The sequence below is a fragment of the Alphaproteobacteria bacterium US3C007 genome, from assembly GCA_034423775.1.
Taxonomy (GTDB): Bacteria; Pseudomonadota; Alphaproteobacteria; order Rhodobacterales; family Rhodobacteraceae; genus Thalassovivens; species Thalassovivens spotae.
The window spans coordinates 1,351,690-1,364,928 of the sequence record CP139918.1 but is presented as its reverse complement, the minus strand read 5'-3'; the positions used below and the strand labels follow the sequence as shown (position 1 = coordinate 1,364,928).

Genomic DNA, 13,239 nt, shown 5'->3' with positions numbered 1-13,239 from the left:
TGCGCTTTGCATTGTCTTTTAGGATTTAGCCCGGCGGGGAGGGTGCCCGGCATCATGCGCCGCGGCGCGGCGCGCTTTATTCTTTTTGCTATTGGGCTTGCCCACAGAAGGTGCCAAATTTTTACCGCCTTTGGGCTTGTCTGCCCCCCCCCCGCGCTTGGCATCATAGGGCCCAGAGGATTTACCGACGTTTTTTCCAGCTGTTTTATTACCCGGTTTGCCTGAGGGTTTGCCAGCGGGCTTGGCACCGCGGGCTTTGCGATCAACAACTGCCCCATCATCGCGGGCCCGTTCTAAGGGCGAACGCGGTTTTTCGAAACGGCGCGAGACGTTCAACGCGCCGGGTTTACTGCCCGATTTTGCCCGCGATTTTGGTTGCGCCCCCCGATTTTGTACAACATTTTTTTGCGCCCCATCGCTTGGGGCCGCGGGTTTAGCGGTCGCTTGCGGTGTTGCGCCATCCGGCTTGCCAGAAAAGGGCTGATGAGCTGTCTCTGCCTGCCCCTTATGCACCCCTTTGGGCTTGCCTGCTCGCCTGTCTTGCTTTGGAGCATCGCTTTTGGACGGGCCAGCCTCTGACTTGCGGCCTCGGGCCGGTTTCTGCGGCGGCTTGAAGGCAGGTTTGGGCCCTTTTGCAGCCGCTGGTACGTGGTTAAGCGCAGACACAACCAACCCCCCTTCGATTTTCATGTCAGCGCCCAGCGCCTGCGTGAAACCAGCGACCGCCTGTTGTGAAATTTCTACAAAAGTTTCATCATTTTGAATGCGGATCGCGCCAATATCGTCTTTCGTGATCTCGCCCGCATTGCATAAAATGGGCAAAAGACGGCGCACTTCAGCAGCTTGATTGCGGCCCTGATTGATTGAAAACCATTTTGAAGGGCCAAAGGATGCAGCAGGTTTTGCAGCGCGAGATTCGCCTGGGGATGAAAGCTCTTCGGGGGCTGAGACGCGTTGATTATATAAACGTAGATAAGCCGCAGCGATCTGCTTAAGGTCAAATTTTTCGGCCAAGCGATCAACCATTTCTTCTTCACCCGCGGCAATCGGATCGTTCCACATCTGATCGGCAAGCAAGCGCTCTTGATCACGCTGGCGAACCGCCTCAGCCGAGGGGGCCTCACCCCATTCAGCTGCAAGTTTCGCACCTTGTAAAATGCGTTCCGCCTTGCGTCGCAATTTGGCCGTTACGATCAAACAGCTTTCGCCTTTTCGCCCGGCGCGCCCGGTGCGCCCCGACCGATGCAACAAGGTTTCATGATTGTTGGGCAATTCCGCATGCACCACCAAATCCAAACCCGGCAAATCAATCCCGCGCGCCGCCACATCTGTGGCAACACAGACCCGCGCGCGGCCATCCCGCATCGCCTGCAATGCATGGCTCCGCTCGGCTTGTGACAGCTCACCAGATAACGCCACGACTGAAAAATTTCGGTTGGACAGCCGCGTGGTGACGCGGTTGACCATGGCCCGTGTGTTGCAAAACACGATCGCATTGGGGGCTTCATAAAAGCGCAATATGTTGATGATTGCGTTTTCAGCATCATGATTGGCAACCGTCATCGCATGATATTTGATATCATTATGCTGTTTGGTTTCAGCAACGGTGGTCACCCGCACCGCGTCACGTTGATAGCTTTTCGCCAAAGTGGCGATTGCTTTGGGCACAGTTGCAGAAAACATAAGGGTGCGGCGATCATCGGGGGCTTCGCCCAGAATAAATTCAAGATCCTCGCGAAATCCCAAATCTAACATTTCATCGGCTTCGTCCAAAACCACCCCACGTACCGCCGATAAATCGATGCTGCCGCGCATAATATGATCGCGCAACCGACCCGGCGTGGCGACCACAATATGCGCCCCGCGTCCTAAAGCCCGGCGTTCGTCGCGCATATCCATGCCGCCAACGCATGACGCCATCACAACCCCGGCAGGCGCATATAACCAGGCCAATTCGCGCTTCACTTGTAAGGCCAATTCCCGCGTGGGGGCGATGATTAACGCCAGCGGCGCCTCGGCGTTGCCAAAATTATCTTGCGCACCCAACAAGGTCTCGCCCAAAGCCAATCCAAAACCAACCGTCTTGCCCGATCCGGTTTGTGCCGAAACGAGAAGATCCGAATTATGCAAATCGGCTTCCGTCACGGCCTTTTGAACCGGTGTCAATGTCTCATACCCGCGTTGTGTCAGGGCATCTGCAAGGGCTTTTTTCACGTGCGTCTTCTTTTCTAAGCTAAGGGGCGGTTCGATCTCCGCAAACCGCGTGCCTAAGCGGTTTGACCCGCTTTGTATAGGTGCAAGATCACGCTCTTGGCACGCAAAGCGCTTAGTTTTGATTAAATTGGGCGTTTCTAGCCTTTTAAAGCAAGGTATCGGGGCAAAGCGCTGCTCTGACAGGGCCAAAAACCGATGCATGCTCGACGCAGCGCTTCCGTGTTAACCGGCGGGCTGGATCGCAGGGCATACGGCCAGTTCTAGCATACAGTCTGCGATATTTAGCGCTGCAGCGGGCGCCCCGGCACGCGTCGCCGCGCTCATAGCCTTAAGATACCCGCTTATTAATATCAATTTAATCGATTCAATTGGTGTTTAGGCTTTAAAACAGGCCATAAAGGTTGTAGGCGTCTTCTGTGAATATAGGCAATTGGTAGGTGGTTTGCGAAATGGATGCCCCTGAAGGATCAGACGCAGTTGCGAAGGCCTTAAAATATACATTGGCCATTATGTTTTGTATTTGCTTGATCGGCGCAGCGGTCTTGGGACTTGTGGTGTTATTCGTCAACGTGCTGCAATAACCATGCAAACGCGATCTCTGCGGGCCCTGTCTTGAGAGATCTAAAGCAACCCTTCTGATCGAAAACTGAAACTGTCTCCGCGGCCAATGATCAAATGATCGTGAATGCAAATGCCCACTGCATCGGCCGCCGCCACGATCTGCGCGGTCAGAGTTCTATCCTGAGGCGATGGCTGCGGATTTCCAGAGGGGTGGTTATGCACCAGAATTAGCGCGGATGCATTGAGCTGTAACGCGCGTTTCAAAATCTCACGCTGGTAAACCGGCACATGATCAACCGTGCCTTCACTCTGCTGCTCTTGCACGATCAAAACGTTCTTACGATCAAGAAACAGGACCCAAAACCCCTCTAAGGCGCGGTGGGCAATGGTGATTTGACAATGCTCTAATAACCGATCCCAACTGGAAAGGATTTGCCTACCCAAAATGCGCGTCTGCGATAAACGATGGGCAGCCGCCTCAACGATTTTCAACTCGGTTACCACGGCGCCCCCGATACCCGGCACCGATAAGAGCTGATCAATCGGAGCAGAAATCACCCCGTTAAAACCGTGAAACCGCTCTAATAAACAGCGCGCCAGAGGTTTCACATCTTGGCGGCGCAGCGCGCGAAACAAGACCAGTTCGAGCAATTCATAATCCGGCATCGCCGCCAGGCCTGCGCGGTCAAAGCGTTCGCGCAGGCGTTTGCGATGGTCTTTCAAATAAGAGGGTAGCGGCTTGGCTGGGGCCGCCGATAATCCCACAGCCTCAGAGGGAAACAGGGATATCTGCTTTGGTGATGAACTCTTGGAAAGTGCCATAGCCTATGCTGAGGGGGCCATGGTTAAAAAAGCCTTAACAGCGACCTGCTAACCCTTCATCGTATCCCAGAATGATTTTACAGATGAAAAGAAACTTTTGCTTTCAGGATTGTTATCTTCCGAAAGCGCTTCAAATTCACGCAGTAACTCGCGCTGTTTTGAGGTTAGATTTACCGGTGTTTCCACGGCTATCTCGATAAACATATCGCCTTTTTGCGCCGATTTTATCGCGGGCATTCCTTTGCCGCGCAACCGCATTTGACGGCCAGATTGGCTGCCAGCTGGAATTTTTACGCGGCTGCGACCACCATCCATCGTGGGCACTTCTATATCGCCGCCCAGCGCAGCACCCGACATTGATACGGGAATTCGGCAGAACAAACTGTTCCCGTCGCGTTGGAATATTTTATGCTCGCGCACTTCAATAAAGATATAAAGATCACCAGCCGGCCCGCCGCGCAGCCCAGCCTCCCCCTCATTGGACAGACGAATGCGCGTGCCCGTTTCCACGCCCGCTGGCACATTCACGCTGAGCGATCGGTCTTTATTGGAACGCCCTTGGCCCCCGCAGCTTGAGCAGGGATTGCTGATCACCTGGCCCATACCGGAACAGCTGGGGCAAGTACGCTCAACCGTAAAGAAGCCCTGCGAGGCGCGCACTTTGCCCATTCCCGAACAGGTTGGGCAGGTGCTGGGTTCTGACCCTCCGGCGGCACCGCTGCCGTTACAGGGGCTACATTGCACAGAGGTGGGCACATTGATGGATTTTTGCAATCCAGAATAGGCATCTTCCAAAGAGATTTCTAAATTATAGCGCAGATCTGATCCACGAGACGCCCGAGACCGTCCGCCACCGCGCTGCCCACCTCCCATGAAATCACCAAATAAATCATCGAATACATCCGAAAATGCGCTTGAAAAATCGCCTTGGCGCTGGCCACCGCCGCCGCCCATGCCACCTTCAAAAGCCGCATGGCCAAAGCGATCATACGCCGCTTTGCGTTCGGGGTCCTTTAACACATCATAGGCCTCATTGGCCTCTTTAAACTTTGATTCTGCGCTGGGGTCAGAGGTATTGCGATCAGGATGAAGCTCTTTGGCTTTGCTACGATAGCCTTTTTTAATTTCATCCGCAGAGGCCCCTTTAGAAAGCCCGAGCACTTCGTAATAATCACGTTTTGACATGCACCATCTTTCCTTTTTGAAGCACAAAACCGGCCTTCAATTACGAGGGCCGGTTTGCAAGGTTCAATGCCTCAGTTTAAGAGCGGTTGCGATCATCCAGATCTTCGAAATCCGCGTCGACGATATCATCTTCGCCTTCACCCATATCCGCCGCAGATGGCTCAGCGTCACCACCCTCTTCTTGGCTGGCCTTATAAATCGCCTCGCCCAGTTTCATAGCGGCTTCCGTTACGTTTTGAACGCCAGATTTAATTTTTGCGGCATTATCGGTTTCAAGATCATCCTTCAACGCCACAATCGCCAACTCGATCGCTTCGATTGTTGTTGGGTCGACCTTGTCAGCATGCTCTTCCATCGACTTCTCTGTGGAATGGATCATGCTTTCCGCTTGGTTTTTAGCTTCAATCAACTCGCGGCGCTCTTTGTCTGACTCGGCGTTTTCTTCCGCTTCGCGCACCATATTATCGATGTCTTCATCCGACAATCCACCCGAGGCTTGGATGGTAATGGTTTGCTCTTTACCGGTGCCTTTATCTTTCGCCGCCACCGACACAATCCCGTTGGCGTCAATGTCAAAGGTTACCTCAATCTGCGGCATACCGCGCGGGGCCGGAGGGATATTTTCAAGGTTAAATTCGCCCAGAATTTTGTTATCCTGCGCCATTTCACGCTCGCCTTGGAAAACCCGAATGGTCACAGCACCCTGATTGTCTTCCGCGGTTGAGAACACCTGCGATTTCTTGGTGGGGATTGTTGTGTTGCGGTCGATCAACCGCGTGAACACCCCGCCCAAGGTTTCGATACCCAAAGACAAAGGCGTCACATCCAGTAGAACAACATCTTTTACATCGCCCTGCAAAACGCCAGCTTGGATCGCCGCACCCATCGCCACAACTTCATCCGGGTTCACCCCTTTATGCGGCTCTTTGCCAAAGAACTTGCTGACTTCTTCATGCACCTTGGGCATGCGGGTCATACCGCCGACCAAGACCACTTCATCAATATCGCTGGTGCTCAGCCCGGCATCTTTCAAAGCCGCCTGACAAGGTTTCATAGAGGCTTTGATCAAATCGCCCACAAGGCTTTCCAATTTCGCACGCGTGAGTTTCATCACCATGTGCAATGGCTGACCAGTGCTGGCATCCATCGAAATAAACGGTTGGTTGATTTCGGTTTGCGTGGCCGATGACAGTTCAATCTTGGCCTTCTCGGCCGCTTCTTTCAGCCGCTGTAGCGCCATCTTATCTTTTGAAAGATCAACGCCGTTTTCTTTTTTGAACTCATCCGCAAGATAATTCACGATGCGCATGTCGAAATCTTCACCACCCAAAAACGTATCGCCATTGGTAGATTTCACTTCGAACAAGCCATCATCGATTTCAAGAATGGTCACATCGAATGTACCACCGCCAAGATCATACACCGCAATAATTTTGGTTTCTTTTTTATCCAAACCATAGGCCAACGCGGCCGCTGTGGGCTCGTTGATAATCCGCAGCACTTCCAAACCGGCAATTTTTCCAGCGTCTTTTGTGGCCTGGCGCTGCGCGTCATTGAAATAGGCAGGCACTGTGATCACGGCTTGCGTCACATCCTCGCCCAGATAAGCTTCTGCTGTTTCCTTCATCTTTTGCAAAATAAAGGCGGAAATCTGGCTCGGGCTATAGGTCTCGTCTTGGGCTTTTACCCAGGCATCGCCATTGCCACCATCTACCACCGCAAAGGGCAGGTTCTTTTTATCTTTTGCCAAATCTGCGTCATCATTACGCCGCCCAATCAACCGTTTCACACCAAAAATGGTGTTTTCAGGGTTCGTAACGGCTTGGCGCTTGGCGGGCTGGCCAACTAAACGTTCGGCATCTGTAAAGGCAACAATTGACGGTGTGGTGCGTGCGCCTTCAGCGTTTTCAATCACCCGAGGCTGCGCCCCGTCCATAATTGAAATACAGCTGTTGGTCGTTCCAAGATCAATTCCGATAACTTTGGCCATAAATTTGATCCCTCTTCAATTCAGGCGATACACCAACGTCAACCCATGCGGCTTTGGCGCGGCGTATTAAATGTTTGCGTAAATGCGCAAATCTGCGCCGTGTGTATATAGGCAGGGGGTTTGCGACCTGCAAGCTTTCACAAGGCCAAGAATGCTTAAATTTAAATAAAATTATGATTTAATTGACTTTTTCGTACAAATTAAACGCAAAAATAACACTAAATCTTTGCCAGCCAGCTCGAAGACGCCCTTTGTCGGGTATAATATTCGCCTATGAAGCCAAGCATCAGCAAGCCTAAAGAAAAATATAAGGGGTAAAAAAGATCGCTGTTGCGGGGCTGATAGTTGATAAATGCAAAGCCGCGGGCCTGATCAATCACATGAAATAGCGGATTCCAGGTAAACATCACCAAAACTGATCCCGGCAAGCTATTGGCGACAAACATCTTACCCGATGCAACCATATTCAGGCGTTGAAATACGGTTTGCACCAACATGACCATATTGGGAGCCCAAGGCTTTAACGCATAAATCACCAAACCGATCGCGCATCCGGAAAACCACGCAAGCACAAACATCATGAACGCGCCAAGCGGCTGTTCGATCACAAAAGGCGTAAAGGCAAGGTAATAAAATCCAAGAATAACGATAATAGAGAGCAGCTGCATATAAAAAGAACCCAATGCCGCCGAGGAAACCGCGATCACAGTATTCATCGGAGCATGCTGCATCATTGGCGATGCAGGGCCCTCGGCTGTAGCCACTGCTGTGATCGCACCGATATGCGTCATAAATAAAAAAACACCGCTCATGATAAAAATAACAAAATCGCCGCGAAGGGCAGATCCCGTGGCCCCCAGCACTTGAAACATCACGATAAAGCCCATGGTGAATATCACCGATTGGGCAATCACGATCAGCAATGAAACGACCGGCAAACGGTGCTTTTTGCGCACGCTGCGCACCGAGCCGTGAAACACCGCATCAAACAATTGATAGGCCGCGCAACCAAGCCCTGCAAGGTTCCGCCAAACCCTCATTCAACAGCTCTCGAGGTTACAAAACGCGCCATACCGGTTCCTTTTTGCGTGATGTAGCGCGCTGCTGCGCCCCATCCTAACGGCGCTATGCATGGTACGTGCCTCCCGCCTATGCGAGCAGCCCCTATCGAGAGAAAATGGCTTAATTAAGGCTAGATCGCGTTAATATCAGGCTTAGCCCGCGCGCAAAAATTGTTTTTTGCGCCCCAAATCTGCAGGCCGCAGCACAAAGATTTATCACCAAGAAAGAACCCAATGAATCACTGAGAGCGCGTGCGTCCAGAGCAGGCCTGGCGTTTAGGCCCTCCAAACGGCCCACCACCCGCCGCTTAAGCCCAGGCGGGTCCTTCCCCAATATTTTCAATACGCATTAAGAGAGCACAGAGCAAAAAACGATCAAAATTAAGACACAATTTTACCCTTTTTGACCTCTACCCCTGTCTCGATCCGGCACAAATCTCTGCCAGGCTTACAACAAAAAAGCAGGTAGATGGGGCAAAATTTACACGCGCCGCACCACCTATAAAAGGAAACCCGCATGGCTCAGACGACGCTGTGGTAAACATATTGGTCACCGGTGGGGCGGGATATGTTGGATCCCATGCGTGCAAAGCGCTTAAAGCGGTCGGATACACGCCCGTTACGTTTGACAACCTGAGCAGCGGCTGGCGCGATGCGGTGCAGTTCGGACCTTTTGTGTTCGGCGATATAAATTCTCCATCATGCCTCAAAAACGCCTTTCAACAATATCAACCGCAAGCCATTTGCCATTTTGCCGCCCTTAGCGATATTTCTGAAAGCCAGCATCAGCCAGCACAATATTGGCTCACCAATGTGATGGGCAGCTTAAACCTTTTACAGGCCGCGCAACTCAACGGGTGCAACAATATCATCTTCTCCTCAACTTGCGCGGTATATGGGGATCAGCCGCGCGTGCCACTGACCGAAAACGCCCCCCTCAATCCAAGCAACGCCTATGCTGCCAGTAAACTCGCTGCTGAGCATCTTCTACAAAATTTTCAACATATTATGCCATTGAAATATCTGATCTTTCGATATTTCAACGTTGCCGGTGCAGATCCGACGGGCCGGCTGGGCGAATGCCACATGCCTGAAACGCATTTGATACCACGCCTTCTACAGGCGGCCGAAGCAGACAAAAATATTCAAGTTTTTGGAACCAATTACCAAACCCCAGATGGCACATGTTTGCGCGATTTCATCCATGTCAGCGATATCGCGCAGGCCTATGTGTGCGGGGTGCAATGGCTGTTACACGGCAAGGCCAGTCAGATTTTCAATCTGGGCAGCGGCCGAGGATATTCTGTGCTGCAAGTGATTTCGGCGGTTTCAAAACTCACCGGGCAAAAACTCAAGATAAGTGCGGCGCCCCGACGCCCCGGCGATTGTGCATCGCTGCAAGCAGATGTAACGCGGGTGGCCCAAGCTTTGGGCTGGTCAGCGCAGCGATCTTCTTTGGATATGATCATTCGAGATGCCCAGCGCTGGCAGCAAGGGGGCGGATATGCCCAATAGCCGTATCCAGCTTGCGCGATTGGCTAATTTACCAGCCAATGTGGCAACCGCGCACGCGCTCAACGCGCTCTATCAGGCAAAGATAGCCTATCGCCTGCGCTGGCGTCGAAAATATTTTCTATGGCGTGCAATGCGAAAATCAAAATCGTTGCAACCGGTAGCACAACGCACCCACCGCATCACAGATGATATGATTTTGGGGGCGATGGTTCTACGCAATGAATTTCAACGCCTGCCAAGTGTGCTGCAGCATTATCGCGCGCTTGGTGTTGGGCATTTCCTGATTGTTGATAATGGCAGTACGGATGGCAGCCTTGAGCTGTTGCGCGCACAAACAGATGTATCGCTTTGGCAAACCACGGCCAGCTATCGGTTTTCGCGTTTTGGCATGGATTGGATAAATGCGCTGTTGCGGCGCTACGGGCATGGCCATTGGTGCCTGACCTTCGATGCAGATGAATTATTTGTTTATCCGCATTGGCACAATCGGCCACTTTCTGCGCTGACCGACTGGCTCGAACGCGGTAAGATAGACATGTTCGGCGCGCTTATGTTAGAGCTTTATCCCATCGGTCGATTAGGCGGGGTTTCGCCAAACAACGCCTTTGATCCACTGAAAGTCTTAACCCATTTTGACGGCGGCAATTACAGCATCACCTATCAAGAAAAGCTACGCGCATTATGGGTCCAAGGGGGCCCAAGAGCCCGTAGCTTTTTTGCCGATCAACCGCGAAAAGCCCCGACCCTGAACAAAATACCCTTGGTCAAATGGCACAAATCTTTTGCCTATAACAGCGCGACGCATAGTTTACTGCCGCGGCGCCTAAACAAAGCGTTTAACGATACCGGCGCTATGGCCGCCTCTGGCATCCTTTTGCACACTAAATTCCTGCCGCAGATCATCGAGAAAAGCCATGAAGAAAAAAGCCGCGGGCAACATTTTGCAAATAGCAGCCTTTATCAATCTTATTATGACAGTTTGATCAAGAACCCAACGCTCTGGACCCCCTATTCGACACGTCTACGCAGCTGGCGACAATTGCAGCAGTTGGGGCTGATGTCGGCCGGAGGTTGGGGATGAAGTCGGGGGGAAAACAAAACCGCAGCGCGCATTCTGCGTCTGGGCACCAAACGCAAAGCGGTTTTGCAAGTGCGCGCCCGCGCATGAGCCGCTGAGATGAAGCTTGCGCGTCTGTTCCAGCTGCGAGCGCAGCGCCGCTGGCTGAATATGCGCGTCTATCGCAAGGCAGCAGAACTTACCCAGATCCGCAATCGCTGCAACGCCATCAAACCCCAAGACATTTTGCTTTTTGCAACTGTAAAAGATGAATATATCCGACTGCCCTATTTCTTAGACTATTACCGAAAAATTGGTATAGGGCATTTTTTGATTGTTGATAATAGCAGCCTAGACGGGGGCCGCAGGTTTTTGGCCAATCAACAAGATGTCTCGCTTTGGTCAACGAAAAAGAGCTATAAAGCTGCGCGTTTCGGGATCGATTGGATGCACGGTTTATTGAACCGCTTCGGGAATGGGCATTGGTGCCTGACTGTGGATCCAGATGAGCTTTTGATCTACCCCCATCTCAACACGCGCCCGCTTTGCGCCTTAACCGCGTGGTTGGACCAACAAGGCCAACGCAGTTTTCCCGCCCTGTTGCTGGATCTGTTTCCCAAAGGCTCGGTTGCAAAAGCGCAATATAAGCTTGGCCAAAACCCGTTGAATATCTGCCGATATTTTGACGCAGGGAATTATCAAATCTCCCAAAATAATCGTGATAAAAACCTTTGGATTCAGGGCGGCCCGCGGGCACGGCATTTCTTCAACGATCTGCCTCATAAAAGCCCTGCCCTGAATAAAATTCCCTTGGTCAAATGGCGGCGCGGTTATGCCTATACCAGCAGCACGCATGCGCTGCTGCCGTCACGCTTGAACGCGGTCTATGACCGATCAGGGGGGCAAAAAATAAGCGGCGCACTCTTGCATGTAAAATTCTTGAACACGCTTGAAGAAAAGCTCAACGATGCACTCTGCAATGCGGAACATTACCAGGAAAGTGCCGAATATCGGCGCTACACAGACCAAATGGCAAATAGCCCTTCGCTTTTTATTCCCAGCGCGGGCACTTTCAAAAACTGGTCACAGCTGGAAACTCTTGGCGTGATGTCAAGAGGCGGATGGGCGTAGCAGGGCTGTGGCACAATTGGGGATCATCCTGCTTATTCATTCTTCCTTTGAACGCGCAGCCCAAACCGCGCGCCTATGGCGCGATGCGGGATGTCCGGTTGTGGTTCATATAGATAAGGCCGCCCCCAGCCGGCCAGCCAAAGCGTTTCAAGATCAGTTTCAAAGCGATAGGTTAATCAGCTTTGCTCCACGCTACAAAACCGCTTGGGGCGGTTGGGGCTTGGTGAAAGCAAGCCAAGCTGCCGCAGCGCTTTTGCTGCGCAGATCACCAGAGCTTGGGCATATTCTACTGACCTCTCAATCATGCCTGATGTTGCGCCCACCAGAGGAATTAATCGCATTTCTGAAAAAAAACGCCCGCACTGATTTTATTGAATCTGTCTGGATTGACAAAATTCCATGGCAAAGTGGGGGCTTTGAACAAGAACGATTTTACTGGTTTTTTCCCTTCAACTGGAAGAGCCAACGGCGTTTGTTCAAAGCGGCTGTGGCCTTTCAAAAAGCCTGTAAGATGCGCCGGAAACCACCGCCAGATCTGCGCCTGCATTTGGGATCACAATGGTGGTGCCTGACCAGCGCAACGCTACGCGCAATTTTAGAAACCCCAAAACGCAAGGGCTATGAGCGGTTTTTCAAATCGGTTTGGATCCCCGATGAAAGCTATTTTCAGACGCTGGCGCGCTTGTATTCCGATAATCTCAAAAGCCGGTCGCTGACCTATTCAAAATTCGATCACCACGGCAAACCCTTCCTCTTTTATGACGATCACCTACAGCTGCTACAGCGCTCAAACCATTTTCTAGCGCGTAAAATATGGGGCAAAGCCGATGCGCTTTACAGCGCCTTTCCAAGACGCAGCCCCACACCAGACAACCCGCCAAGCTCTTTCGCCTTGGACAGTATATTCAATCGGGCCAATACTATTGCCAAAATTGGCCGGCCCGGATTGGTGATGCAAAGCTCGATTCCTGCGCCAAACCCGCGGCCCGAAAGAACCGCAGCACCCTATATGGTTTTACACGGGTTTAGCAGCCTGTTTGACGGGTTTAGCCCATGGCTTCAAGCCGCCAGCAACGCGACCGTGCATGGGCATCTCTTTGCCAAGGATAAAGCATATTTTGAACATAATACGGCGGTTTATAAAGGCGGCCTGATTGCCTCGGCGCCATTGCGTGACCGCGATCCTGAAGCATTTTTGCGCAATTTGATCTGGAATACCCAAGGCCGGTTTCAATGCCTAAATTTTGGCATGCAAGATAGACCGGATATTCTGCCTTTTCTGGTGTCAGATAAGCAGGCGATCAAGCTGATTATTACCGGAGCTTGGCTGATCGAACTGGCGCAGCTGTCCGCACCGTTTGACGTGATCCAAGATTTAGCCGCCACGTGGCACCAAAGCGAACTGGGCTTGACCGCAGCCCTCCGCCAGCCCGCCGCCCGCGGAATCATACAAATTTGGACCTTAGCAGAGGTTTTGAAAGCCCCTGAAACATGCCTTGGACGCGTTCTACACCACCTGCCAAGGGAACCGCAGGGGGGTGCGTTTTGCACCCTTAGGCAAGATTTAAACGCTCTTTACGCGTTGTGCAGCCGTTTGAATGACAGCGGCATTCCCCTCTCGCTTCAGGGTGATCTGAACAGCAAACGCGTTTTTACGGCCCAAAAGAAACATGTCGGCCCAGTCAAACCCCTTGAAAGGTGAA

10 protein-coding genes are annotated in these 13,239 nt (G+C 52.0%); 5 read left to right on the top strand and 5 right to left on the bottom strand.

The features are described from left to right. Positions 1-18 precede the first annotated feature (18 nt). Entirely contained in the window at positions 19-2,214 is a 2,196-nt protein-coding gene (locus UM181_06610; GenBank protein WQC64271.1) for a DEAD/DEAH box helicase, read from the bottom strand. A gap of 449 nt (positions 2,215-2,663) precedes the next feature. Here UM181_06610 and UM181_06605 point away from each other — a divergent pair, with 449 nt between their 5' ends. Next, positions 2,664-2,795, top strand: a complete 132-nt coding sequence (locus tag UM181_06605; GenBank protein ID WQC64270.1) for a hypothetical protein — start codon at positions 2,664-2,666, stop codon at positions 2,793-2,795. A gap of 40 nt (positions 2,796-2,835) precedes the next feature. Here the strand turns inward: UM181_06605 and radC are convergent, their stop codons facing one another. From radC to UM181_06585, 4 genes are all read right to left on the bottom strand, one after another. Beyond that, on the bottom strand, positions 2,836-3,597 hold the full coding sequence (radC, locus tag UM181_06600) for a DNA repair protein RadC (protein WQC64269.1): 762 nt from the start codon (positions 3,595-3,597) through the stop codon (positions 2,836-2,838). A 48-nt stretch (positions 3,598-3,645) separates the two neighbouring features. Beyond that, positions 3,646-4,782: a molecular chaperone DnaJ gene (dnaJ, locus tag UM181_06595; GenBank protein ID WQC64268.1), complete on the bottom strand. Its 1,137-nt coding sequence runs from the start codon at positions 4,780-4,782 to the stop codon at positions 3,646-3,648. A gap of 76 nt (positions 4,783-4,858) precedes the next feature. Beyond that, entirely contained in the window at positions 4,859-6,772 is a 1,914-nt protein-coding gene (dnaK, locus tag UM181_06590) for a molecular chaperone DnaK (GenBank protein ID WQC64267.1), read from the bottom strand. A gap of 218 nt (positions 6,773-6,990) precedes the next feature. Continuing rightward, positions 6,991-7,812 carry an ABC transporter permease gene (locus tag UM181_06585; GenBank protein ID WQC64266.1) on the bottom strand — a complete coding sequence of 274 codons (822 nt, stop codon included), beginning with the start codon at positions 7,810-7,812 and terminating at the stop codon, positions 6,991-6,993. 555 nt (positions 7,813-8,367) lie between these two features. On the opposite strand from UM181_06585, the gene galE reads away from it, so the two are divergent. The 4 genes from galE (at position 8,368) to UM181_06565 (ending at position 13,238) form a co-directional block, all read left to right on the top strand. Further along, the gene (galE, locus tag UM181_06580) at positions 8,368-9,348 is read left to right on the top strand and encodes a UDP-glucose 4-epimerase GalE (protein WQC64265.1); all 981 of its coding nucleotides are present in this window, start codon (positions 8,368-8,370) and stop codon (positions 9,346-9,348) included. Further along, the gene (locus tag UM181_06575) at positions 9,338-10,429 is read left to right on the top strand and encodes a glycosyltransferase family 2 protein (GenBank protein WQC64264.1); all 1,092 of its coding nucleotides are present in this window, start codon (positions 9,338-9,340) and stop codon (positions 10,427-10,429) included. The genes galE and UM181_06575 overlap by 11 nt, the downstream gene beginning before the upstream one ends. A 96-nt stretch (positions 10,430-10,525) precedes the next feature. Next, positions 10,526-11,536 (top strand): glycosyltransferase family 2 protein, encoded by a 1,011-nt coding sequence (locus UM181_06570; GenBank protein WQC64263.1) that lies wholly within the window; start codon positions 10,526-10,528, stop codon positions 11,534-11,536. Between the two features lie 7 nt (positions 11,537-11,543). Next, positions 11,544-13,238, top strand: coding sequence for a beta-1,6-N-acetylglucosaminyltransferase (locus UM181_06565; protein ID WQC64262.1), 1,695 nt, complete (start codon positions 11,544-11,546; stop codon positions 13,236-13,238). The last annotated feature ends 1 nt before the right edge of the window (position 13,239 follow it).